21 protein-coding genes and 1 tRNA gene are annotated in these 24,717 nt (G+C 48.8%); 5 read left to right on the top strand and 17 right to left on the bottom strand.

The window, feature by feature from the left end:
- Positions 1 to 820: 820 nt before the first annotated feature.
- The 5 genes from L1285_RS02490 to L1285_RS02470 all read right to left on the bottom strand — a co-directional run bounded on the left by L1285_RS02490 (position 821) and on the right by L1285_RS02470 (position 5,704).
- Positions 821 to 2,089, bottom strand: a complete 1,269-nt coding sequence (locus tag L1285_RS02490; protein ID WP_235410863.1) for a sensor histidine kinase — start codon at positions 2,087 to 2,089, stop codon at positions 821 to 823.
- Positions 2,090 to 2,096: 7 nt separating this feature from the next.
- Positions 2,097 to 2,792 (bottom strand): response regulator transcription factor, encoded by a 696-nt coding sequence (locus tag L1285_RS02485; protein ID WP_235410862.1) that lies wholly within the window; start codon positions 2,790 to 2,792, stop codon positions 2,097 to 2,099.
- 72 nt (positions 2,793 to 2,864) lie between these two features.
- Positions 2,865 to 3,284, bottom strand: coding sequence for a hypothetical protein (locus L1285_RS02480; RefSeq protein WP_235410861.1), 420 nt, complete (start codon positions 3,282 to 3,284; stop codon positions 2,865 to 2,867).
- Between the two features lie 518 nt (positions 3,285 to 3,802).
- Entirely contained in the window at positions 3,803 to 4,135 is a 333-nt protein-coding gene (locus L1285_RS02475) for a winged helix-turn-helix domain-containing protein (protein WP_162197945.1), read from the bottom strand.
- A gap of 447 nt (positions 4,136 to 4,582) precedes the next feature.
- On the bottom strand, positions 4,583 to 5,704 hold the full coding sequence (locus L1285_RS02470) for a type 1 glutamine amidotransferase domain-containing protein (protein WP_235410860.1): 1,122 nt from the start codon (positions 5,702 to 5,704) through the stop codon (positions 4,583 to 4,585).
- An 80-nt stretch (positions 5,705 to 5,784) separates the two neighbouring features.
- Between L1285_RS02470 and L1285_RS02465 the strand changes: the two genes are divergently transcribed.
- Positions 5,785 to 6,249, top strand: coding sequence for a DUF3293 domain-containing protein (locus L1285_RS02465; protein WP_235410859.1), 465 nt, complete (start codon positions 5,785 to 5,787; stop codon positions 6,247 to 6,249).
- Here the strand turns inward: L1285_RS02465 and L1285_RS02460 are convergent.
- Together L1285_RS02460 and L1285_RS02455 are read right to left on the bottom strand one after the other, a co-directional pair.
- A complete protein-coding gene (locus L1285_RS02460) occupies positions 6,246 to 9,059 on the bottom strand; it encodes an EAL domain-containing protein (protein WP_235410858.1) in 2,814 nt (937 codons plus the stop codon). The genes L1285_RS02465 and L1285_RS02460 overlap by 4 nt on opposite strands.
- On the bottom strand, positions 9,056 to 9,943 hold the full coding sequence (locus tag L1285_RS02455; RefSeq protein WP_235410857.1) for a cytochrome-c peroxidase: 888 nt from the start codon (positions 9,941 to 9,943) through the stop codon (positions 9,056 to 9,058). Before L1285_RS02455 ends, L1285_RS02460 begins: the two co-directional genes overlap by 4 nt.
- A 275-nt stretch (positions 9,944 to 10,218) precedes the next feature.
- Here L1285_RS02455 and L1285_RS02450 point away from each other — a divergent pair, with 275 nt between their 5' ends.
- Positions 10,219 to 12,612, top strand: coding sequence for a HAMP domain-containing hybrid sensor histidine kinase/response regulator (locus L1285_RS02450; RefSeq protein ID WP_235410856.1), 2,394 nt, complete (start codon positions 10,219 to 10,221; stop codon positions 12,610 to 12,612).
- On the opposite strand, the gene L1285_RS02445 is transcribed toward L1285_RS02450, so the two are convergent.
- The 3 genes from L1285_RS02445 to L1285_RS02435 form a co-directional block, all read right to left on the bottom strand.
- Positions 12,592 to 12,906 (bottom strand): cupin domain-containing protein, encoded by a 315-nt coding sequence (locus L1285_RS02445; protein WP_235410855.1) that lies wholly within the window; start codon positions 12,904 to 12,906, stop codon positions 12,592 to 12,594. The genes L1285_RS02450 and L1285_RS02445 overlap by 21 nt on opposite strands.
- A 79-nt stretch (positions 12,907 to 12,985) precedes the next feature.
- Positions 12,986 to 13,061: transfer RNA gene (locus tag L1285_RS02440), tRNA-Ala, on the bottom strand.
- A gap of 160 nt (positions 13,062 to 13,221) precedes the next feature.
- On the bottom strand, positions 13,222 to 13,746 hold the full coding sequence (locus L1285_RS02435) for an NADPH-dependent FMN reductase (protein ID WP_235410854.1): 525 nt from the start codon (positions 13,744 to 13,746) through the stop codon (positions 13,222 to 13,224).
- 143 nt (positions 13,747 to 13,889) lie between these two features.
- Here L1285_RS02435 and L1285_RS02430 point away from each other — a divergent pair, with 143 nt between their 5' ends.
- Positions 13,890 to 14,798, top strand: a complete 909-nt coding sequence (locus L1285_RS02430; RefSeq protein WP_235410853.1) for a LysR family transcriptional regulator — start codon at positions 13,890 to 13,892, stop codon at positions 14,796 to 14,798.
- A 21-nt stretch (positions 14,799 to 14,819) separates the two neighbouring features.
- On the opposite strand, the gene L1285_RS02425 is transcribed toward L1285_RS02430, so the two are convergent.
- From L1285_RS02425 to L1285_RS02410, 4 genes are all read right to left on the bottom strand, one after another.
- Positions 14,820 to 15,848 (bottom strand): tetratricopeptide repeat protein, encoded by a 1,029-nt coding sequence (locus L1285_RS02425; protein WP_235410852.1) that lies wholly within the window; start codon positions 15,846 to 15,848, stop codon positions 14,820 to 14,822.
- A 65-nt stretch (positions 15,849 to 15,913) separates the two neighbouring features.
- Positions 15,914 to 17,128 carry a hypothetical protein gene (locus tag L1285_RS02420; RefSeq protein WP_235410851.1) on the bottom strand — a complete coding sequence of 405 codons (1,215 nt, stop codon included), beginning with the start codon at positions 17,126 to 17,128 and terminating at the stop codon, positions 15,914 to 15,916.
- A gap of 58 nt (positions 17,129 to 17,186) precedes the next feature.
- On the bottom strand, positions 17,187 to 18,827 hold the full coding sequence (locus L1285_RS02415) for a trypsin-like serine protease (protein ID WP_235410850.1): 1,641 nt from the start codon (positions 18,825 to 18,827) through the stop codon (positions 17,187 to 17,189).
- Positions 18,828 to 19,308: 481 nt separating this feature from the next.
- The gene (locus tag L1285_RS02410; RefSeq protein ID WP_235410849.1) at positions 19,309 to 20,058 is read right to left on the bottom strand and encodes a substrate-binding periplasmic protein; all 750 of its coding nucleotides are present in this window, start codon (positions 20,056 to 20,058) and stop codon (positions 19,309 to 19,311) included.
- Positions 20,059 to 20,537: 479 nt separating this feature from the next.
- Between L1285_RS02410 and L1285_RS02405 the strand changes: the two genes are divergently transcribed.
- The gene (locus L1285_RS02405; RefSeq protein WP_235410848.1) at positions 20,538 to 20,945 is read left to right on the top strand and encodes a hypothetical protein; all 408 of its coding nucleotides are present in this window, start codon (positions 20,538 to 20,540) and stop codon (positions 20,943 to 20,945) included.
- 259 nt (positions 20,946 to 21,204) lie between these two features.
- On the opposite strand, the gene L1285_RS02400 is transcribed toward L1285_RS02405, so the two are convergent.
- The 3 genes from L1285_RS02400 to L1285_RS02390 all read right to left on the bottom strand — a co-directional run bounded on the left by L1285_RS02400 (position 21,205) and on the right by L1285_RS02390 (position 24,043).
- Positions 21,205 to 22,227: a hypothetical protein gene (locus L1285_RS02400; RefSeq protein WP_235410847.1), complete on the bottom strand. Its 1,023-nt coding sequence runs from the start codon at positions 22,225 to 22,227 to the stop codon at positions 21,205 to 21,207.
- A gap of 4 nt (positions 22,228 to 22,231) precedes the next feature.
- The gene (gene glf / locus L1285_RS02395) at positions 22,232 to 23,350 is read right to left on the bottom strand and encodes a UDP-galactopyranose mutase (RefSeq protein WP_235410846.1); all 1,119 of its coding nucleotides are present in this window, start codon (positions 23,348 to 23,350) and stop codon (positions 22,232 to 22,234) included.
- Between the two features lie 276 nt (positions 23,351 to 23,626).
- Positions 23,627 to 24,043, bottom strand: coding sequence for a ribosomal maturation YjgA family protein (locus tag L1285_RS02390; RefSeq protein WP_235410845.1), 417 nt, complete (start codon positions 24,041 to 24,043; stop codon positions 23,627 to 23,629).
- Between the two features lie 217 nt (positions 24,044 to 24,260).
- On the opposite strand from L1285_RS02390, the gene L1285_RS02385 reads away from it, so the two are divergent.
- Positions 24,261 to 24,671 (top strand): DUF4765 family protein, encoded by a 411-nt coding sequence (locus L1285_RS02385; RefSeq protein ID WP_235410844.1) that lies wholly within the window; start codon positions 24,261 to 24,263, stop codon positions 24,669 to 24,671.
- The last annotated feature ends 46 nt before the right edge of the window (positions 24,672 to 24,717 follow it).

Genomic DNA, 24,717 nt, shown 5'->3' with positions numbered 1-24,717 from the left:
TTGATGAGTAACTTTTGTTTTGAATTGTTTGTGACTTAATCCGTTACAACGTGACTCTTTCCCTGCCTGAACAACGTTATTTATGCGTATCATTAGACCCAATTTTTTCCTATTTAGCAAGTGGTTGTGATTTCGGAACAGTATGGATATCTCTCCCTTGCACATTGCATTGACAAGATGGCCGCACCGCTATATCCATTTGCCAGACAACCATAGTGGCGTAGTCTTATAAACCCGCTTATGACTGCACTTCCCGGATAACGAAGTGGTTTGTGTGAATTGGTGGAGTTGTTCATCAGATTTGCTCGAAACAAGGCACTTCTGTGTGGTGTTTAAGTAGATCCCGGATCGCAAGCGTCCGGGATGACCGGGCTGTTTGGAAGTGACCGGGTTGTTTGGACGTGACGGGGTTGTTTGTGATTTGGTGGAGTTGTTCGTCAGATTTGCTCGTAGCAAAGCTCTTCTGGGTGGTGTTCAAGTAGATCCCGGCTCGCAAGCGTCCGGGATGACCGGGTTGTTTGGACGTGACGGGGTTGTTTGTGAATTGGTGGAGTTGTTCATCAGATTTGCTCGAATCAAGGTACTTCTGTGTGGTGTTTAAGTAGATCCCGGCTCGCAAGCGTCCGGGATGACTGGTTGTTTGGAAGTGACCGGGTTGTTTGTGAATTGGTGGAGTTGTTCGTCGAATTTGCTCGAAACAAAGCACTTCTGTGTGGTGTTTAAGTAGATCCCGGCTCGCAAGCCTCCGGGATGACGATAGAGACTATCAGCCTTACATGTCGAACCACTCCAATTTTGTGAGTAAATAATGACTCAGCGATTAGTTAACCTGGCTATCCCCGTCAGGAAACTTCAAACAAAACACACTACCCGCTTCTGAGATCGAAACACTCAGTTCAATATCCAGCTTTTCACACAAGCGCTTAACCATAGACAACCCCATGCCCATGCCTTTGCTGTCCGGCCCTTTTGCCCCCGGCTCAAACAAGGTCTTTAGCTGCTGTGGCGCGATCCCCTGCCCCGTATCCGCAACCATAATGGTTTGTGTGCTGGCGCTGATGGTCACCACCCCACTGTGGATATGGGTAAATGCGTTACCTACCAGGTTATTTAGCAGTAATTGCAGGGCACTCGGTGCAATGGGCAGCGTGACGGAGGTTGCGACTTCCACCTCCACATCAATGTCTTTATCGGCGATTTTTTCAGCCTGATTTAAGATCACCTGCTCCACCACCGGCAGCACGCGGGTCTGTGCTGTGGTTAAGGTTTCTTCTCTGGCCAGTGCCAGCAGCACCTCAAGGCTTTGCGTGATTTGATGTTGGGCATCTGCTATCCGGCCCACCAGCTCGGCTTGTTTGTCATCCAGCTGTGTTTGTTTAAGTAAGGTGAGCGAGCTTTGTGTTATCGCAACGGGCGTTCTTAATTCATGAGAAACGTCGCGGGTAAATGCCTGCTCTCGATTGATAAAACGTCGTATTCTTGCCAGTGCCTGCTCCAGCGTTTTAGCAAATGCACCAATTTCATCATTAACAAATTGCCCCGAAAAATTCTGAGGTAACCGCTCAACCGGGGCATCTTCTACTATTTTAACTAAAGTATCCAAAGGCTTAACCAGGCGTTTTGCCATCATCAAAGAGACAAAAGCCAGCACCAGCGCCACAACCAGCACACCACCAAACAAGATCAGTATAAATGTCAGCATACCGCCTTTGATCTTGCGCACCACCAGCTGCTCGCTCACCTCGGCCACTAAGTAACCGTTTGGTAGTTTCTTAAGGTGATAATGGGCCTCACCTTCACCGCTAAATTCAATACGGTTTGGCTCTTGCGCAAGCTTGTCCTGTACGGCTTTTGGTAGGTCCGTTCGCTTGGGGTAAAACTGAATGAACGCCAGCCTGGGTTTGGCTTGCTCACCTGCTGCAAGTTGCGTGGCAATGGTTTGGGCTTCATCGTTCAGCAAAGCGATAAAAAAGCGGTCTTCAATGCTATAAGCAAACAAAAAGCTCGCTGCACCAAACAAGGCACTAATGAACAGCGCAATCCCCACAAAAAAGGCCAGGATCCGATTGCGTAACTGAGTGGCTTTCACAGGTCGCTTATCCTTCTATATCAAGCGCAAAACCAATGCCGTGAATGGTTTTGATGATCGGACTGACAAACGGCTTATCAATGGCCTTACGAAGTTGATAGATGTGAGAGCGCAGTGCATCTGAATCGGTCGGTTCATCGCCCCAAATACGGTCGCACAATTCACTGCGACTGAGTGCCCTTGGGTGGTGCTCCATCAGTAAGCGCAGAATTTTAAACGGAATTGGTTGTAACGTAATGGGGGTTTCGGCACGTTCAACTTGCTGAGTCTGACTATTAAGCGACAGAGCCTGTTCACCTTCTCCCAAGCGTAGTGTGTGCTCACTGTTAAGTAAGTGCCTTCTGGCCAGGGCATTACAGCGCACCCACAGCTCTTCAAGTGCAAATGGCTTAGTCAGATAATCGTCCGCGCCAAGAGAAAAACCGCTGAGCTTGTCGTCCAGTGTATCGCGGGCTGTCAGCATAATGATGGGAATATGGCGATTGGCCTCTGTACGTAATTGCCGACAGACAGCCAATCCATCCATTTTGGGTAGCATCACATCTAGGACCACACAATCGTAAAATTGTTCCAGCGCCAGTTTCGCTCCCAGCTCTCCGGTGTGTGCAAAGTCCACCACAGCACCTTGTGACTCAAAATATTCGCCGATGTTGCGGCTCAGATCCTGATTATCTTCAATGAGCAGTACTTTTATTTGTGCCATCCCGGCCACCATACTAATAAACAAGTGACTATAGACTAGTGCAAGGTTCGTGAAAACAATGTGAAATACACTTCAGTGGGTGTGCAACCAGCGGCGAACATAATCTAACGATAAATACGCGTGTTTTAATTGCAGCCAGGAGTCACGTGATTGCTGCCAGTGCCATTGCTCATCGGCTATTTTCCTAAGGGCACTGCTATCCTGTGCGCGACTATAAAACAGCAGATCTTCGGCGGCGGTTAACTTTGGCAGTGTGTCGGCCTGGGTCGTCATGGTATGTTCGATTTGCGTACGCAGATTAAGAATTAGGGCAATGATTTTGCTTGTTGGTGGTTGGCTGTCCAGTAACGTCAGCAGCGATTGCTCCTTGCTTAAGGCAGGCACCGCATTGAGCTCAGTAAACACGCTACTGAGTGTCTCGGTCAGCACCTGTCTTTGGCCCTGAGGCAGCGTACAAAACCAGCTGGTCAGTTGTTGAAGTGGCGGCGCCATCATATCTCCTGGTTAGTCCTTTTATTCGGCGCCCAGTCTATCATGCCCTGCTTATTTCGTAAAAATCGTGATTGTTATGTGGGTAAAAAACCTCGCCTTGCTCATCCATTTTGCTTTACAACCAACCAAGCGAATATTAGCTTTTGTAAACATAAAAGCGGTGCGGACTCAAAATAATATGCGGATTGTGACGTAGGCAGGCAAATTATAAAAATTGGCCCACCAGCACGGGTATAAAACTAGATTTGGTGCTGAGAAGCACTAAACCAGGACAAAATACGAAGAGATCATATCAATTTGCTTAATTAAGTGTTCTATTTTGAGGCGAGAAAATAGGGTCGATAACTAGGCAAAAATTTGGACATTTAGACGCTCTAAATGAGAAATTTTTAACGCCGTTAGCGTCATATTTGCTCCTTCAAATTGAACAAGTATTAAGTGAAATTGATATTAAGCACGACTGGCTGAGCGACGCCTGCCCAGCGGGCTTTTGGTTAAAAAGCCAGGTTTTTGATTGATCACTGTCCTTTGCATGGTACAGCCTGATGAAACCACTTAGCTATCCAACGGAACGGGTTTGGTCTGGGATCCAGTTCAACCATCAGGTTAAAACTGTAGCCCTTGCGGTAATGCGTTCTGATCACGTCAACCCCAAGTTTGTGTTTGGAAACACAGCGCCTTAACTCGGACACAGCCCGATTTATAGCATTGTTGTCGACATACTCTTGTTGCCAGATCTCCCGGCACAATTCATCCCGGCCAATCACCCTATCTCTATGACAGATAAAATATTCTAATAAGTCATAAATAAGAGGCTCAAGGCGCACGCTTTCACCACAATATGTTAACAACCTTTTCCTTTTGTGAAGCTCATAGGGCCCAAATACTGCACGGCTAAAGTCAGTATCATATTTATCATTTAACTTCATAATGATAGACACACTTCCTTTGACGTTTTGAGTTATCAAGCACATTTAGTGTAGCGTCTGACTGGGGTTTTTGAAATCCGATTTGCGATGAAAGCACATGACTTTTGTTAATAGAAAAATTATTGAGTTGTCCGTGCTTGAGTGCAAGGAATTATTCACATTGAACAAGTAGAACACAAATATAAAACAAAAATGATACATCTGAGGGTATCAGATTGCTCTGGGCAAATTATTCCCCACCGTTTATACCGTTATTGGTTACAATGGACATAAAACAACCGCTCATTCAGCTATTAGTAAATTTCATAATTATTGCGGTTGGAGCAAACCTCACCCCAGTTACCGCAATATACTTCACTGAATAACGCGTTACAGCGTGGCAAGCATGGCCTTAATTTTGGCATTGTCGGGGTAGGCCTTTTGGGCGCGTAATAGGCTGGATTTTGCCTCAGCCTGATTATTTTGCCGAACATGGGCCTTAGCAATCGTCAGCTCAATCATAGGATGGTTAAACTGCGACTGTACAAAGGTCATCAGCTCTATGGCATGGTGCAGCTGCAATTGAGTGGTAGCAAACTTGGCTTGATACACTCCCAGCATGGCCAGCATCTGGACATCATAAGTATCTGGCGACTTATTGAATTGTGCCACAGCGGCCGCTTTGTCTCTAAATAGCAGCTCGGCCAGTTTTACGCTTTGATCGTCCTTATAAACGGGCTCACTGACCTCCTCTATACCCAAGGCACGCACCATGGCAACCGCCGTATCTGCGGTTGAAAAGGGGTTTTGTCCGGTGATCAGGCGACCGTCAATGGTGACCTGGTTGAGCATTAAGCCATCTTGCTCAAATAAACCGCCACGCTCCTTGAGCTTATCCTCCAGTAAAAACTCAAACTGTGGACGCCATTTTTTACCAAACGCGGTTTCTTCGAGGTTGGTAAAGCCATTTACTCTTCGACCATCGACCAGATAGTCGCCGTTGCTCAGTTTCACGTCAACCAGTGCCGCCGGGCCATGACACACAGCGCCAACCACGCCCTGTTGCTCATAAATTTCCCGGATCAGGCGCTGCAACTCGTTATCCTGGTGCAAGTCAAACATGGGGCCTTTGCCCCCCACAATGAATACCCCGTCGAATGATTGCCCATTAAGACTGGCAAGCTTAACGGTATCAGACAGCGCGCTCATCGCCTGCTGGTCGTTTAGAAACGCCTGGTTGTAGGACTTATCCTTGTTGTACTCATCAGCCAGTGGCTGGCCACCCGCCGGCGAGGCCAGCGTGACCTGAATGCCATTGTTACTGAATACCTGGTAGGCTTTACTCAGCTCATCAAATTCAAAACCAGGCTGGGTGGTTTTGCCATCAACCTGCTTACCATAACTACTTAACACCATGAGTACATGTGGCTCGTCTGCGGCAATGGCCGAATTAATAGCACCTGCGCTTACCAGCGACCATAAAGATGCAACTATCAGTGGTCTTTTCATCATTGAGTCTCCTTTGTTTGGACAGACTCAGCGTATCCCTGCTACTGTGAAGCCACCGTGAAATTAGTCACTCATCAACATTGATGCACCATCAAATCGACAACGCACTTTGGCAGCAGTATCAGCAAGTTTGGTTTCGGCCTTACGGGGCACTGCCAGCAACACCCCGCGGCGCAATCATCAGCTTGTGGAACCCCAACGGCGTAAAACAAACGCTGGCCAAAAACCGCCGTTTCCAGCACCTGCTGTACCAGGCAATCAAGCGCAGGGGCTATCAGATGCATGCCATCTGGGGGGCAAGTAGCGACCTGGATTATCGTGAATTCAGTGTCCTGATACTCTGTTCCGAGCGCACCGCCGCGCGCCTGGCTTCTTTGTGCACCCAGAAGGCCTACTATTTTGTGGATGGTGGGCAAGTCTGGCTGTGTAATACGTATAACCCTCAACAGCGTGTGCAACTTGGCACATCCTTCAGAGCCCGTCTGACCTATAATGAACTCCCTAACCACAATCACGCGATTGTGAGTCGCAGAGCCTCTCTCCGCTAGGCCAGGCTCTGAGTGTGCTCCTGAGCAAACTCGCTGCACCAGATCTGCAACTCTTCCAGTGACATAGGCTTGGCATACACATAACCCTGTACCAAGTCGCATTCCATGGCTTTTAAGCCTTCGAGCTGAGCCACATGTTCAACCCCTTCGGCGATAACCGACAGCCCCAAGCTGGCGGCCATGGATAATATCGCGCGCACCAGGTTTTGTGAGTCCGGGGCGTGTGCAAACTCGTGAATAAAGCTCTTATCAATTTTAATGGTGTTGATGGGGAAGCGGCGCAAATAGCTTAACGAAGAGTACCCGGTGCCAAAATCGTCTATCGACAGGTGAGCGCCTGTCGCCCTGAGCCCCTCAAGCCAGGCCAGGATCGCCTGGTCGTCATCCAGTAAAATACTCTCGGTGATCTCAAGTGCCAGATTGGCGGGCTTGAATCCGGTCTGACGCAGGATATGACGCAAAGTTGTGGCATTAAACCCAAGCCGATACTGCTGGCTGGAAATATTAGCCGACAAACAACAATCCAGGCCCAGTTTAGTGTTTAACGCAGCAATGTCTGAGGTTGAGCGCATCAGCATCCACTCGCCCAGCTCAGAGATCAAACCGCTTTCTTCGGCAACCGGAATAAACTCATCAGGGGCAATAAACTGGCCATGATGCGGCCAGCGAGTGAGGGCCTCAAAGCCATACAACTGGCCTGTTTTAAGCTCAATAATGGGCTGATAGAATACTGCCAGCTCGTTGTTTGCAATGGCTTTGCGCAGCAATTGCTCCAGCTCAACGCGACGATTAACCTGCTGCTGCATGGATGGCGCAAAATAGTGATACTGATTACGACCACTTTCTTTGGCCTTGTACATAGCAAGGTCGGCCCGGCGCAGGATCTCCTGCTGCTCGTTGGCATCGTCAGGCATGATAGCAATACCAATGCTGGCCCCACTGATCACCTCAAAGCCATTAATGGTAAATGGCTGAGCCAATGATGTGAGGATCTTTTCTGCCACTTTTGCGGCGTCTTCCACGTCACTTATCTGGCTCAGCAACAACACAAATTCATCCCCTCCAAATCGGGCCAGGGTGTCTGTGCGTCGTACCACATGGTTAAGTCGGTTGGCGACTTCCAGCAGCAAGTTATCGCCGGCGTCATGCCCCATCGTATCGTTAATCCGTTTAAACCTGTCCAGGTCGATGAACAGCAAAGCACTCAGGTGCGGCTGGCGTTCAATTTGTTTCAGGTCCTGGCAGATCCTGTCCAGCAACAGGCGTCGGTTTGGCAGCCCGGTTAATGCATCATACATGGCCTGATAAGCAATTTTGGCCTCCTGCTCTTTGCGTTCCGTCATATCGGAAAGCACCGCAATATATTGTTGTACCTGCCCCTGTTCATCCTCAACCGCACTGATGGCCAGCCACTCAGGATAAATGGTGCCATCTTTACGCCGGTTCCAGATCTCGGCGGCCCACTCGCCTTTGGTTTCAAGCGTATGCCACATGTGTTCATAAAAACGTTTATCATGACGCCCCGAGCTGAGCAGGTTCGGTTTTTGGCCTAACACTTCCTGCTCCGGGTAGCCGGTAATGCGGGTAAAGGCCGGGTTTACCGCCGTTATTTCAAGGTTGGCGTTGGTGGTCATGATCCCTTCCTGGGTCGCCTGATATACCGCCGCTGCGGTCTTCAGCTCAGCTTCAACCTCTTTAAACTCAGTAACATCCACGCTGATGTAAACATATCCGCCGTCTTCGGTGCGGGCATGACGGATCTGTATCCAGCGCCCGTGCGCCGTTTTTTGCAATCGTTGTGGCGTATCACTTTGCTCATGCACAAACTCAGACTGACGCAGTTGCCACTCATTCAGCGTTTGCGGAAACTGAGTACGACACGCCACACCATAGTGGCGCAGCCAGCACTGGTTGGTCAGCATCAGGGTGCCTTCACTATCGTATAGTGCAAACCCTTCCTGCAACCGCTCAATGGCGTCATGCAGCAACTGGCTGGCCTGCAGTGCATGGTTTTTTGCCTTGTTTAAACGCTGCAAAATAAACAACAGCATCAGCAGTAAAACCACGGCCAGGCCAAATAACTGCTCGCTCAGCGTCCGGGTTTGGCGCAACTGGGCACCGTGCAAGTCCATTTGTGCCCGATACAGCCGGGCAAAGGCTTCTTTGCTGTTAATGGCCAGGTATTCCTGACGGGTTGCGTGCACCTGACGATAGTAATCAACTGCAACCTGAATATGATTGACGAAGCGGCGGCTAAGCAGTGCGTGCTCAGGTTCGGTTACCGTCGCCTGTGCCAAAGTGCGGATCCGGGTATCCAGCAGCAGCTCATCCAGTGACTGTCCAGAGGTGACCAGGCTTGCCAGTATGGTGCTGCCAAGCAGTGCCTGAGGATGATTAGATGCAACCATTTCATCGAGCACCACTGGCAAGTAGGTCAGGCCATTTCGCATCCCTACCGCCTGGGTTTTTAATTGCTCCATAAGCACCATTTTATGCCTGAGCAACCTCAGATATGCCAGATACTCAATGCCTGCCTGGCGCGTTTGCTGCCTCTGTACCAGCTGCTGCAGTGTCCTGTCTAGCTGCTGTAGTTCGTCAAAATGGCGCAAACTGCCCACACTGAGCTCAAGCGCAAACTTATCTAATTTGGCATCAATGGATTTGGCATCAAACAAATGCGACACCTGCTCGTGCTGACGCTCGCCGGTAGCAATATGCGCACGGAAGAAGTACACCATTAGTGCCGTCAGCACCACGACTAGCAAGCACTGTCCTATGACCGGCAAGTTGATCTTTACGTTACGCTTCATGGCGTCATTTCCTGATGATGCCCAACCAGGCTTTCGAGAAAGGCCGCAATGGCTGCAAGCTCTGCCTTACTGAGCGAGCGACCAAGCTGATAGCGGGCCATAGTATCAATGGCGCCTTCGAGGCTTTGCTCACTGCCATCATGAAAAAAATAGTCCTGCCTGGCAGCCATTCGTAAACCCGGCACCTTAAAAGTGAACTTATCGGCCTCACGCTTTGTGACGTTGTACCTGCCATAATCTGCCGGCTCGATTGGGGTGCCGCGATCGCCAAAATAGTCACCAAACGTGCCCATTTTGGCAAACATATTGCCGCCCACATTTTTACCCTGATGGCAATTGATGCAACCATAATATTTGAACAAACGATAGCCTTCCTGAGCCTGCTCAGACAAAGGCCCTTTACCTTGCAACCACAAATCAAACGGCGCATTCAGGGTGATCAGACTGCGCTCATAATGGGCAATGGCGTCGCTGATGGCATCACTCGAAAAGCCGCCCTTGTAAACCTGCTCAAACGCGCTGACAAATGACTTATCCTCGTTGAGTGCGGCTATCAGCTCAGGCCAGGTCGTTGCAAATTCCTTGGGGTTTTCTACGGGCAGCGTGACCTGCGCTTTTAAATCTATCGCCTTGCCATCCCAGGCCTGACGAATATTGAATACTGAGTTGTACACTGTGGGTGCCCTTACATCCCCAAGCCGTCCGGCTACGCCCTTTGAGCGCGGCACCCTATCGGCACCATGGGTTGCCAGCTGATGACAGGATGCGCAGCTCACATCACCAGAGCGCGACAGTCGGGTGTCAAAAAACAGCTGCCGCCCCAGAGCCACTTTACGCTCATCCGTTGCGACACTATGTAAAGGTAAAATGGGTTCGGCTGCCACACACACTGAACTGCTTAGTAATGCCCAAATCAGAAATCTCAGTATCACGCTTTAGTACCACTCACAGGGGCTAAACACCTTACTAATGTAGCAATTGCCAATGTCGGCTGATTTGATTTGGAATAAAGAAACCGCTATCTCAAACGCGCCATGGTCAGCTTAGGCCAGTTAATCGCGCCTTATTTAACTGTGCCGACAATAAATTTTGATAACGAGAGGTGCAACTTAAAATTTTGTCTAAACTTGTGAGATAAGAAGCTTTTTTACTTTAGTTTATGCAATTAAAAACGCGCCTGATGGTGATCCTGGGTTTAACTGCGCTGGCCCCAATGCTGGTGATTTTTTTGCTGGCAATGCTGCACAGCACCGAGCAGGCAAAACGCCTGAGTATCTCGGCTGCCCAGGCCAAAGTGTATAACGCCGCGGCCATCTTTGACCGTTACTTTGCCAAGCGCAAAAGCGAAGTGGCCACGTTGGCACGTCAGCCCACCTTAAAAACCATGAACTTTGAGCAAATCGCGCCCATTTTACACAGCGAAAAAGCCGCTCATCAGCAAACCTACGAAAAGTTTATACTTGGCCGGCCCGACGGCAGCTTTCATAACACCGAAGGCGGCAACCCTTTTCAAAACATGCTCAGAACGTTTGACGACAAAGCCCCCGACTCGCGTAAAAGAACCATAACCCGGCGCGATTACTGGCAACAGACTATTGGCCGCAATGTCAATCAAAAAGCCGAAGTATATGTATCTGAACCTATGATCTCCTACACCACGGGCGTCAAACAAATTGTGGTGGCTGCTACCATACTGGCAAACGATGGCAAGGTGGCCGGTTTACTGGGTGGCAGTATTCCCTGGCGCGAAATTGACCGGCTGGTGCAGGCGGTGTCTAAACAGGTTGTACATCAATTTTACGACAATGCCCGGTTTATGCTGGTTTCCCAGGAAGGCATTTACATGTACCACTGGCAGCCAGACAAAATCATTCAGCTCAAACGCGAGCAAGGGCAGTTTGTGGTTAATGACATTGGTGAGAAAATCGCCATTCGTTTAAAGGTCACTGAAGAGTCTGATCCACAACTACAAGAAATCGGCCTGAAAATGATCGCCGGCTTTAACGGCTACGCCAAGTTAGCGCAAACCCCCACCCGTCCTAAGTCATACATTTTTTATGCCCCGGTAAAATCCGCCGGCTACAGCATTGCCTTAACTTTGCCTGAGCATGTGGTGTTTGCCCCTGTGTACGCGTTACGTCAGCAGCTGCTTATCATTCTTGGGTTTGCCGTGGCAATTTCATTGCTGGTTGCCTGGCGTTTTTCCAACAGTATTTATCAGCCCATTGCAAAGCTTACCAAGGCCGCGCAGGCACTGACCCAGGGCAACTTTAATGTGTCTTTATCTACCCGGGGTAAAGACGAGCTGGCCAATCTCGGCCGTGCCTTTGCCCAAATGCGCGATAAAGTGTTCCAGCGCGAATCCGAACTTGAACAACGGGTCGATGAACGCACTGAAGCTTTGGAGCTGGCAAAACTGGCCGCGGAAGAAGCCGCCAATGCCAAAAGCCGTTTTCTGGCCAATATGAGTCATGAAATACGCACCCCAATGAATGGTATTTTGGGCACTTTGCAGTTGCTGAACCAACAAAACAACTTCAACGAAGAGCAGGCTACGCTTATCCGGGTTGCCAATGAATCAGGACAGAGCCTGCTGACCCTTATCAACGACATTCTCGACATTTCTAAGTTAGATCAGGGCGAAGTGTCGCTGTATTTTGAACCCTTTGATTTACACGCTGTACTGCACCACCTGGAACAGCTGTTTAGCGAAAAGGTCATCGAAAAGCGCCTGCGTTTTCAATTGGCGATCGGCGACACTGTGCCCAAAGAGGTGGTGAGCGATAAACACCGTCTGCAACAGGTACTACTGAACCTGCTCAATAATGCCATCAAGTTCACCCACGAAGGCTTTATCCGGCTGGAAGTCGAAAATATTGGCAATATGGAGCAGGTAATGCTGAAATTTACTGTTGCTGATAGCGGTATTGGCATTGCAAAAGATAAGCTCCCGCATATCTTTAACCCCTTTTATCAGGAAGACGAAAGTACTACCCGACGTTACGGCGGATCCGGACTGGGTTTGTGTATTTGTCAGCAGATCATTGAACTGTGCGGCGGCCACCTCAACTGCCAGTCACAGCAAGGAAAAGGCACACAATTTGACTTTAACTGGCCTGTTGCGCCATGTTGCCTGATCTATTCCGAAGACAGCGACCAGATAACACTGGGCGCGCTTCATGGCCATGTTTTGCTCGCAGAGGACAATGCGGTCAACCAGATTGTCACCAAAGCCATTTTGGAAAAACTGGGCCTGAGTGTCACCATAGTCACCGATGGCCAGCAGGCGCTACAACAGCTGGAAAAAGAACATTATGATCTGGTTCTGATGGACATGCACATGCCCAATATGGATGGCATAGAGGCGACCAAAGCGATCCGTAAAATGCCACAACACCTGCAGCTGACCATTATTGCACTGACCGCCAACGTGTTGATCAAAGACATTGAATCCTGCTTTGCCGCCGGTATGGACGACTACATCAGTAAGCCCATTGCGCTGGAGCAACTCAAAACCGTGCTCGATAAATGGCTAGCGGTAAAAAATGGCTAACCAGATAGTTTCCTGCTCAGGATCGGTCCAGCTGACTTTATGCTTACAGTGCGCGGGAATGTTGAGGTGATCTCCGGCGCTCAGGCGCTCAACCCGGCCATCTTCAAAGGTTAGCTCGCCTGCACCTTGCAGTACCAAAACCCACTCATGCTCATCCTGATCGTACCAACCCTGAGGTGGCGAGGTATGTCCTTTGGATACAATGCGCTCTATTTTGAGCTGCTCATGAGACAGTAATGTCTGGAAGACTTCGTCGCTGAGGTCTGCGGGAATATCAGAAAACAGGTTATTCATTGCTCACCGTAAATAAAATAAAAACGTATCGTAACTTAGGCGAACTAAAAAGAGAATGAATTTAAAGGGAAGAGAGATTTGGTGGAGCTAGGCGGGATCGAACCGCCGACCTCTTGCATGCCATGCAAGCGCTCTCCCAGCTGAGCTATAGCCCCAAATCGACGACAAAGATACTAGAAGATTTTTCTGCCTTTGAAAACCCCCAAATGTAACTTTTTTAAAGTAATTAGGCTGTTAGACTAATTTTCAACCAAACAGGGCGATGGTTACTATCGCCCTGCCCGTTGTGCTGCTGCAAATACGCCCAAAGGCTGCTTAGTGCAGAAGTTGTAATGCGGCTTCAAGCTGTTGTTTAAGCTCGGTATTTGTCAGCTCGCCTGCTTCTGAGTCGAAGTTATCGAAAAAGCTTGGCACCGACAGACTGGCTTTAACGTCTGCGGCAAAGAAAGGAGCCGACCCCACTGCTGATGCCAGCACGCTCTGCGCACCACCCGGACCCGGCGATGTTGCCATCATCAGCATAGGTGTATTCTGGTAAACCTGTTTATCTATGCGTGACGTCCAGTCAAACAGATTCTTGTAAGCGGCGGAATAACTGCCATTGTGCTCAGCGAAAGACACAATGATTGCATCGGCGGCACCAATTTTGGCAAAAAAGCGCTGGGCCTGATCCGGAATGCCGCTCTGGGTCTCGCGCTCAATGCTGTAAATCGGCATTTCGTAGTCATTCAGGTCAAGTACTTCAACGTCGGCATTAGGGATCAGTGAAGCTGCATAACTGGCTAACTGCTGGTTGATTGACTGGCGACTGTTACTGGCTGCAAATACTAAAACTTTCATGGTGTTACCCTCTCAAAATAAGTCTGAATTTAGATTCACCTGATGCCACACTTCACGCAGTGTTTGCCTCAAGCTGATGACAACCAGTGTATATTAGGTTTTAATAATGATTAATAGGGCAAAAGTAAAGTTACTATTTCCATATGAATAACAATCTTTTTGAAGGCATAGAGATCTTCACTGAAGTGGTCGAGAGCCAGAGCTTTATTGCCGCAGCCCAGAAGCTGGGTCACTCGCCTTCTCATATCAGCAAAGTGATTGCCCGGCTTGAGGAGCGGCTGGGTGTCCGGCTGTTAAACCGCACCACCCGCACCCTGGCTTTAACGCCCGAGGGGGAATCGTATTACCAAAACTGTACCCGGCTTATCCAGGATGCGCAGGCAGCCGCTCAGCAGCTGAATGTGGCCGATGATATCCCGCGCGGCACGCTGAAAATCACCTGTCCGGTGGCATTCAGTACGGATTACTTGCAACCCGTTTTGGCCGAGTATCTGAATCGTTATCCTAATGTCTCGCTTGAATGGGATCTTGAAGACAAAGCCGTTGATGTGATTGGCGATGGCTATGATCTGGCGGTACGGGCAACGCCTCAGCTGGAGGAGTCTAGCCTGATCTGTAAACGGGTCTATCGATGCAAGACCTATATTGTTGCCAGCCCGGATTATCTCAGCCGGTTTGGGCAGCCACATCATCCGAAGGAGTTACAAAAACACCACAGCATTTGTTATAGCAACCTCAAAACTCCAGACCGCTGGGAGTTTAAAGATAAACAGGGTAGCGCATTTCATGTGGACGTAAGGCAAAGGATCTTATGTAACAACGGTCATATGCAAACCGCCATGGCACGCGACGGAATAGGCATTGCGCGTCTGCCCGCCTTTTATGTCGACAGCTTAATCGCACAGCAGCAGCTCGTCACTCTGTTTCCCGACTACCCGCAGCCCGATGTGAATGTGTATGTGGTGTACCCCAGCCGCCGTCACCTTTCACCCAAAGTACGGCACTTTATCGACCTGCTGTCAGCGCATTTTGAGCAAGCGAGTGACAACTAGTAATAGTGCGAATACAATCGCTTACAGGGCAACGGCTGTTGCCCAGTCACAGGCTTTGACGGCGTTGTACCAGCTACGCTCGAATGGCCTGACGACCACCGGCTTAGGTAGCTGAACGTCTACGCCCAGGGGCGTTGCCAGGTGCTGAAATACCAGGCGGCGCACATTGTCATCCTGAAGTTGTGTGTAGGCCAGTTTCAGAGCACTTTTACTTTGCTGACTCACCGGGTGCCCTTCCAGCTGCATAAAACGGGCATTGACCCATAACAACATGGCCTGCTTGGTCTCATTGGGAAATGACTCAGTTAGCCTGGCGGTCGGTCCGTATAAGCGCTGATAGTTCAGCAGCTGCTTTTGAATAATAAAAGCAAACAGTAAATTCACGCCAGCGGAGATCTGCCCGGAGCGTTTGTCTATTTCCTGATAGTTCGCCAGCGCTTTACGAAACTGCGCTTCTGCCTCGGCCACTTTACCAAGCTCCAGTTCAATGATCCCCAAATTATTAGCAATAATGCCATTTTTAGAGGTGATCCCCGCCTTATCGGCGATGTTAATGGCTCTGTCATACAAACTTCTGGCTTGTTCATAATCACCGAGTTGGCGCGAAACCAGCGCCAGGCTGTTGGTCAGGGTCAATCTTTGCTGATCAGACTGCGCATACTTATAAGCACACTCCAGGCTGAGTCTGGCATCATTCAGGTAATCGTGGCGGCGTAACCAAATCCCCAGCGCACTCATGGCGGTGGGAATTTTTTCGATAAAATAGGGATGAGTATGGTGCGAAAATATCGCTTCCAGTGAGTGCTCCATTGTTTCCATTTGGTGGGTTGGCACGGCGGCACGCAAGCGAATAAAATGCCAGCGCAGGAATAAGGGTGTTTGCAGTCTGTCTAGTTGTTCAACCTGCTCCAGTAGTCTTAGCGTGGTTGCAGGATCTACCGTTAAGTAATCTTCGGCTTCCTGCAGGGTGTCGACCACCGCGCCTGGCGTTTGCGCCCAAGCGCTCACAGGTATCAGCAACATCCACAGCCCAACAATCGCTCGTAACATCACCCAACTCGCTTTTACCTACCTCCTGAAACTATAGAATGCACGCTGCAAATGTTCAAAGTGGCTCACTGATGCTCGAAATAAATGCGGTAGGTGCTCGACCAGATAGGATAATCTACTTCCATCAGATAGCAGCGGTAGTTAGCCGGGTCCAGCTCGGCGTAACGAAACAAGTAATCGAGCTTTTGCTGCTGTAATTCACCCCATTGCAATGCCTGGGCACCGGCTTTTAAGTCAATCAAGCGTAATTCAGGAAACTCCGGCAAACGCTCGGTCCACATGTCCTCTACGCTAAGCTTGCCTTCCTCGACTTTCTGATTGCCGTGGTAACAGCCAACATTAACACAACTGTGGCGGTCCAGCTGCTGCTCTATCAATACCAGCAGGCGTAATTTCTTGGCCGGATTTTTGATTGAAATACTGGTGGAGCTGCACTTGCTGGCGTGGCTGAGTGGGTCTACCAGCTCATCCGGGTTATTAAAAATAAAGGTCGCGTCAAAGTGCTCCTTGCCCGCTATGGGATCAAACACCAGCCCGCTGTTACCGGGGGAATAACTGGCAAACGCCTGATACAATCCGGGGGTTGATAGCTCCTCGGCAATACCAATGCTAAAGCGCTGTGCCTCAACCCGACTGTTGGCGTTAATGTGCAAAGGTGCAATGAAATCATCATTATGGGGGTGAGTATAAAACTGTACGAAAGGTGCGGCACCGGTTTCACGCTTGATCTGCGACTTGCTGATCATCGCCACTTCCTGCAAAAACCCCTCCCGACCTCTTTCGCGGGTTAACACATAAGCACAGAAGATCTCATCCATGCTCGTGCCAAGCAAGGACTTTGCCGCGTAATACAGCTGTGCCCGTTTGTCCTGGCCCGACAGGTTCACATCCTGAGTAGTCACCTTATCCTCTTCTCGAGACGTCAGCAGCCGTTTTAGCTGCGCATGGCTTCTGGCGTACTGAGGCATGGTAGATTCGAAACGCTCACTCACCTGACACCACTGCGCGACCAGGTCGTGCGGCACATGCCCTCTCAGTTGCTCACCCAGTGCATTGAGTGCCTGTTGCCCGGGTAAATGATAAAGCACCTGCTCGCCAGATTTGGCTTTGTATGCATTAAATAAACGCTGACTGGTTGAGCGATGGCAACCAATATGGCGGGCAAACCCGCCTATGGTCTGTGCCTGGGCAGGCATTGCCCGCATAATCGCCGAGAGCACTTTTTTGACCCGCTCACCCAGTCTGCGTAGTTCGCTGTGTGCCTGTTGACTCAGTCCCATGATCTTCTGTTTACCGTTCAATTTCTGATAGATTACCCGGGACTGAGCAAAAAAGCGACTAGTTACAAGCGCCTACAGACTTCCACGGACCCCAAGGACCAGATTGAGCCGGGTCTTCACCCTGCACCCACCACTGGGCTTCATAAACCTGGCCACCTTTAGCAACCAAATCACCCGTGTTGTACACTGTGCTTGCACTCCAGTTAGGGATACCCTGACAGTTGTCGTCACCGCCCACAGTCACTGTTTTAGATACTGTGCTGCTTTGTCCCTGATCGTCTGTTACCGACAGGCGAATAGTGTAGCTGCCTGCTGTACGGTAGGTATGCGTCACAGAGGGTGCTGAGGCACTCTGACCATCACCAAACTGCCACTGGCTGGATACAATCTGACCATTGTCTGTGCTGGTGTTGTTCAGGGTAACGGTCAAGCCTGACTGCGCCACAGTGAAATTCGCAACGGGGGCTGGGTCGCCTGAACCATCGCAGTTATCAAGCTTTTTCCAGACACTGGGATAGACATCCGGCTGTGCACCTGAAGACCACCAGATGGCTTCATAGATACTGCCCTGATAAGACACTTTATCGCCCAATGCGTACGTCGCTGTGCTGTTCCAGGCTTCTACATCGCACACTGGCGGCTCACCAATTGAGACCACTTTCGACACGCTTGCCGTTTGTTGTGCGGTATCAGTTACTGTGAGCGTCACGTTGTAGCTGCCGTTCGCTGCATAGGTATGACGAGGGTTTGCAGCACTAGAGCGATTACCGTCACCAAAGTTCCAGTCATACGCGGTAATGCCATTGTCATCCGTCGCCCGATTGGCAAAGCTTACGGTTAAACCCGATACTGATGAGCTGAAATCCGCAACTGGTTTTTCATCTGTCGGGTTATCCGGATCACCCGGTTTCAGGCCAGTTTTACGCTCGATCCAGTCCAGATAGCTAGTCGTGCGGGTAAATGCCGTCGCACCGGAACAGGCAATCCCCCAGCTCACAGTACCGATACTGTAGAAATCGTTACCAACACGCACCGCATAAGGTCCACCGCTGTCGCCGTTACAGGCTGAACGACCACCTTCGCCACCGCCACAGATCACAGAGCCCGGGATATTGAAATTCAGCTGGCTGCTACAACTGGCATTAGAGATCACCGGTAACTGGGCTTCGCGCAGCACATCACTCGGGCGGCCACGGTTAGAGGTGAGGCCCCAGCCAGACACAGTTGGATAGTCGCCAATGCCCGCGTATTGATCCGCAATCGACTGAGTTGGGAGTTTTGCCGGGGTATACTTGCTCGCAGCCGGCGTTGCCAGACGCAGCACGGCGATATCATAGCCCGAGCGGATCCCGTTCGCACCACGCCAATTCTCGTGCATGATAATCTGAGATACTCGCAACGTATCACCGTCGCCACGGCTAATAGAGTGAGCGCCGACGCGCACCGTCAGGCTGGCCGTTGAGGCATTATCAAGACAGTGAGCAGCCGTCAGTACCCAGTTTTCACTCAATAAAGTACCGCCACAACCCTGACGCCCATTCATTAGCAAGGCGACCTGGTATGGTCTTGAATAAGCTGGAGTTTCAATCCCACCCACAACACTTGGAGTGATATCGATTGAGCCCGGCTGCACTGTATTCGCAGAGACGGCAGTTGCTGACAGTGACAGGACAGCCGCAGCCAAAAGTGTAATTTTCATGTTGTATCCTTGTATGGTTATTGCTCAAAAAGCAATCTAGAAATAATCTGAGATACACACAAAGATCAATGGGTGTGATGAAAAAAACAACTGGCACGACCAGTGGAAAATTTAGTCTGAACGCCATCATTAGCTGGTATTTTAAACACTTAACCGTAACAATTTTTTTACAGTAATTGATGAAATTTATTTCACAAAAATTTCTAAAAAAGAGCCAACACTAGATTGGAACGGTTTAAATAACAAAGACTTAAATCAATCAAATCGAGATAAAAGACATAATACTGACATAAACAAATCACTAAACCAGCACCAAAATCTTGCTAAGAGGGCGCCAGTTTTGCCAGATGTTTTTAAGGTGAGGAGTTGGTTTGGCGTGCGCTTGGCTAACCACAATGTAAAGTGAGCAGCTCTCTCAGATACCCATACTTACCTTTTATCGTCCAGGTTGGCAGATCTTTGGATAACAAGCAGGTAAAGCTCAAAAGGGCAGCATTTCAATGCCATATTTAAGGTAAATCCGGGTGATTTCACCTTGCTCCAGCATATGCTTGAGCGCCAGGTCAATTTCCTGCTTAAGCTGAGTATTGCTGGGCTGAATACGCATAGACACCGGCAACTTGCTGATCTCGTATACTTCCTTAAAGCCGCGGTAAGCAGGGTTTGTCGCAATATAGTATGCAGCGGTGACATCACCAATCATGATGTAATCCAGACGGGTGTGTGCCAATTGCACCAGTAGCTCCCGCTCCGAAATGTTATCGTAGACGGCTATTTTCCCGGTGCCAAAGTGGCGCTCAAACGGCCCATAACGGTAGCCACGTACACGCCCCATCACTTTGCCATAAAAGGCTTCGGGTTGCTGATAGGCCCGCGCGTCTTTGCGACCCAGCACAACCTCGCGAGAAAAGGCATAATCAATGCTGTAAATACCCGGCACTCTGGAGCTTTGCCGCCAGCTGGGATTCACGCCCGGTTCAATATCAATCTCACCAGATTCAAACGATTTGTGGCCACGAGCAACAGATAGAGGTACAAACTCAAATTCATGTCCCGTCAATTCACCAAGGCGAATAAAAATGTCCTTAAAAATGCCAGCCTGCTCTGAGCCCTTCAGATAATTATAAGGCGGGTTTGCACCGTGATATACCAGCACGGAATAACGCGCGGCCTCAGCGCCTGCAGTCAGAAAAGCGCACAACAACAGAATATATCGTCTCAGACTACGCATTGCCGCTAATCCAGTTTAATGCCTGTTTAATTTGCCTGGTATCTTGACTCATGGTTTGCACTTTGCCGCGGGACAGATCTTAAGCTTAGTTAAGCAACGCGCTTAGGCAAAGGATTATAAATAAATTGTTACCCGAACATCGGATATTCAAGTTATCCGAATAAGAAAAAAGAACCAGTTAATGAAAATATTCATATCAAAGTCTGGCGTTAAAAGCAAGCACTCACTTACAATCTATAAAAGTCAATAAACCATGTTAAATTGAATGAATTTTGCACTAAAATAAATTTAAATAAATAAAACTTTCTTTATTTCGTCTATTTATCGAAACATAAGTTTCATGATAATGTACCACCATGAGTTCAATGGCACGGCATCAAACACTGTGCCATTGTCGTCTGCTGTGGCTGAAGGCGAAGGGTTTCCCTTGATTTTTTGCGCCCGGTCACAGCGTTTTATAGCAAAAAGGAAGTTTAATTATGAAAAATGCGTTACTTGTTTCTTTACTCTCACTCGCCAGCACGTCAGTACTTGCTAATGTCACGCCAGCGACGGCCTCTGCCGAACAAATACCTGAGCGCCCTGGGTACAGCAGCGTTAATGAAGTCATTGAATATGGCCGTCAATATCAGGAGATCAAAGGTCAATTGCTGGAAGCTGGATATCAGTTCCAGTCATGCAACCAGCATGTGATCAACTACTTTGTACAACCCGCGTCGCCTGTGTACCTGTACGCACAGGCGGAATGCACGTATTCACGTTCAGTGGGGGGCGATTACTCACTGGAAACCGATTATGCCCTGGTCAAAATCGACATTGATTATCACCAGTTCAATCAGTTATTTCATGAAGGGGCAGTCAACGTTAAATATGTGACCGTGTATTAATGTAAACCAAATCAACAGCGTTACGCTTTCAGTCGGCATGCTCGCAAGGACAGCGAGGGTGCGATACTGACCTCTGGCCGCCGACGTGCGGCCTTTTTTGTTTGCAAACCAACTAACTAATCCAGTTGATAAACAACGCTCGCCAATAGAAGTACGTAGAAGAGATATCATGAATGCTGAGAAAGTCGCTAAGCAGACGCTTAAGCCGACTTTTAATATGAGGGGAGTTACTGCGCAGGCCGACCCACGCAGTAAACTTTTATACCAATCGCTCCAGTGCACGGCTCAGGTACTGGCCCGACTGCACATCGGTTTTTACTCTCTGAACATTCTGCTTCATCTGATCGATTTGCTCAGGCGTGAGCTCTGCCAGACGGGTTTTAATATCACGCAATGAGCTGACCTTAAAACCAATCCCCTGCTCTTCAACAAAATCGGCCATTGCCGCTTTGTCCCAGATGATGATCGGCATGTCGCACAACAAATACAAAGACAGTTTATGGGGGTTGTTGTACTTAAGATACTGACCGGTTACACCATCACAGGTATCCAGAGTGTTGCCATACCAGACCAGACCAAAGTCACCGTCAATGTGGTCGATCACTTGATCCGACGGGAAACAGCCTTTGTAGTCCAGCATGGTATTGTTGATGTTTTTAACTTTCTTCTCATCATAACCAACACCATACAGGTCAAACTTAAAGTTGCCGCGCTCCAGTGCATCCAGCTCATATACAAATGGACCCATGTTACCGGCAAACACAATACGGATTTGATCGTAATCAGTCGGTGTGCGCTTGGCATTGGGGTTATCTGTGTGCAGGTAATCGAACACTTCAATATTAGTGATTTCAGCCTGAATGTTTTGCTCTTCAAACCAGGCACGCATCTTGTCATTGTGCACAATCAGCTGATCCGATTTATTGAGCATGGTGACCTCTTTTTCCGAATGGCCGTATTTGCCTTTCAGACTGCGCACATCGTGCACCAAAGTCAGTACTTTGCTGTTTCTAAGCTTTGCGCCCCATAGGCAGTAGCCATAAAACTTATTAAACGGATACTGCAAACACACGGTGCTGCCCGATTTCAACCTCAGCAGTGCCCAGCTCACACCCAATGCACTGATCAACGTACCCAAAATTGAGTTTGCTATCCAGGTTTGCTTAAAGCCAATGTTTTTCCAACCGTTGTTTTGCAAAATGGTCTCGCAGTCCATCTTTGCCTTACCGGCTGCATCAAACTTAGAGCGGTAGTTTCTTGCGATATAAACTTTACGACTCATGATGTTATGCCAATTCCTTGCTGGTTAATGCCAGTGCCGCTTCAATGGTGTCATCCATATCATAATATTTATAGTCGGCAAGACGACCGCCAAAAATGAACTTATCGGCATACGGGGCTGTTTTTGCCAGCTCCTGATAACGCGCTAATAACGCATTATTGGTTTCGTCGTTAATGGGGTAATACGGCTCGTTGTCTTTACTGAACTCATGGGGATATTCTTTGGTTACCACGGTTTTTTCCTGGGTACCAAATTCAAAATGCTTATGCTCCAGAATACGCGTATAAGGCACATCGCGCTCGGTGTAGTTCACCACTGCATTGCCCTGGTAATTCTCTTCATCCAGCACTTGCGTTTCAAAATGCAGGCTACGATATTCAAGCTTGCCAAACTGACAGTCAAAGAACTCATCAATTTTACCGGTATAAAGTACTTTGTCGGCAAGCTTGTTGAGGTTCTCAGCGTCTTCAAAGTAGTTCACGCCGGTTCTGACTTCGACGCCTTCAAACAGGGCATCTGTCAGGGCATTGTAACCACCAATTGGGATCCCCTGATAACGGTCGTTAAAGTAGTTGTTATCAAAGGTGAACCTGAACGGCAGTCGCTTGATGATAAATGCCGGGATCTCAGTGGCCGGACGACCCCATTGCTTTTCGGTATAGCCCTTGATGAGCTTTTCGTACAGGTCGCGACCACCCAGATACAATGCCTGCTCTTCGAGGTTTTGCGGTGTTAAGTCAGCATACGGCGCGCGGGCTTCAGCGATTTTCTCTTTTGCCTCTTTTGGCGTAGTTACGCCCCACAGCTGATAAAAGGTATTCATGTTAAAAGGCAGGTTATAAAGCTTGTCTTCGTGTCTGGCAACTGGCGAGTTGACATAGTGATTGAATGACACGTAACGATTTACGTAATCCCACACCTGCTGGTTGCTGGTATGAAAAATATGCGCACCGTACTTATGTACGTTGATCCCTTCTACCTGTTCACAGTAGATATTACCACCGGTGTGGTCGCGCTTATCTATCACCAGGACTTTCTTGCCCTGATCGGTTGCTTCTCTGGCAAATACAGCACCAAACAGGCCTGCACCCACAATCAGATAATCGTATTGAGCTTCATTCATTAAATTTTGCCTTTTTGAATCGTTCATGGCTCTATCGTAAGGGCAAAACTATATCAGAAAAAGTGAAGAAATGATTATTCATCGCCGAGGAAAAGACAAAATAGTCCCTAAATTAGCTGGAATTTTTCCACCGCCAAAACAACTTCGAATTAGCAAGACAAAACACGTAAAATTTTGTTATTGAATTGATGAATAAACAGACGAAACCAGGCCAAAAACGGGCCGCCTCAATACAGAGCACCCCCGTGTAAAAGGTTATAAAAATGCAGGGCTCGCTTAGTTTAACGTTTGTAGGTGCTGTTTTTGACGCCCCGCTATTAGACTGTCTAAACCCGCAGCCATCAGGATACCCAAGGTATAACACACCAGATCACTGCCTTTAAAGCCAAAGCCCAGCACCAGCGCCCCCAATCGGGTATGTCGGATATCATTGAGCCACTGAGCCTGATACAACTGCGAAAATTCAATCGCAAAAGCAAACCCTAAGGCCAGCAACGCTATACCTGCGGTGCGCATTCCACGTCGCACACAGCAAAACAACCAAAAGACCATCATCGCCCATAAAGTGTCACCGGCATACAGCGCGAGTATTCCAGGTAATTCAATTAATGAAGACTGGCTGAGCAAGCCCAAAAACATGGTGATGATAACCAGGCCTGAATATAAAAAAATACTACGCCTGGGAGTCGACATAAAACTTACTTTTAACTTATCCATTGTGATTGGTATCGAGAAGATTAACCTTTATTCATCAAAAACGAGCACAGTATCATAGCTGGCTGAGCGAACATGGCATTACATCATTTTGACCGGTTTTTGTCTTGGTTTACCCGCGTCTCGATATTCGTTTTACCCAATAATCGCAGTACTGACTTATTCCCTTCCATTCTAACTTTGAGAGGTCTTTAATATGGGTAATTCACATAGCAGTACAGCAAAGAAAGAAATCATACTTTACAGAGGCACAAACTGCACGGCCGAGTTTGATGCCATTACAGCACAACAAACCGCAGGCGGCTGGCCAGCCGGTGCAAGCAGCAACTCATTGCCTACCAAGGAGCAAGTAGAGCATCAAAAAGGCACATCGGGTGAATGCGCGCCCATTCCCAAAGACAAAGCCATCGATGTTACCAAGTTTACCCCCTGGGTTGAATATACTCGAGACCTTGCCATTGCGCGACAGTTTAACCGAGGCGGCGTGGTGCAAATATCGGTTGCTGAGGCATCTGTCTATATCGTTGAGGGCGACAAGCTGGAAAGTGGCGTATTCTTACACCGCAGCACCCCTGTCGACATAAAGGGCGCTGAGGCCCCCAAGTGATTTGAGCAGGTTGATACAAAGATTTATGCCTGCTGCACAACAGGAA

This window comes from Pseudoalteromonas sp. DL2-H2.2 (assembly GCF_021532535.1).
GTDB classification, from domain to species: Bacteria; Pseudomonadota; Gammaproteobacteria; order Enterobacterales; family Alteromonadaceae; genus Pseudoalteromonas; species Pseudoalteromonas rubra_A.
The sequence above is the reverse complement of the archived record's forward strand: the minus strand, read 5'-3'. Positions and strand labels throughout refer to the sequence as shown.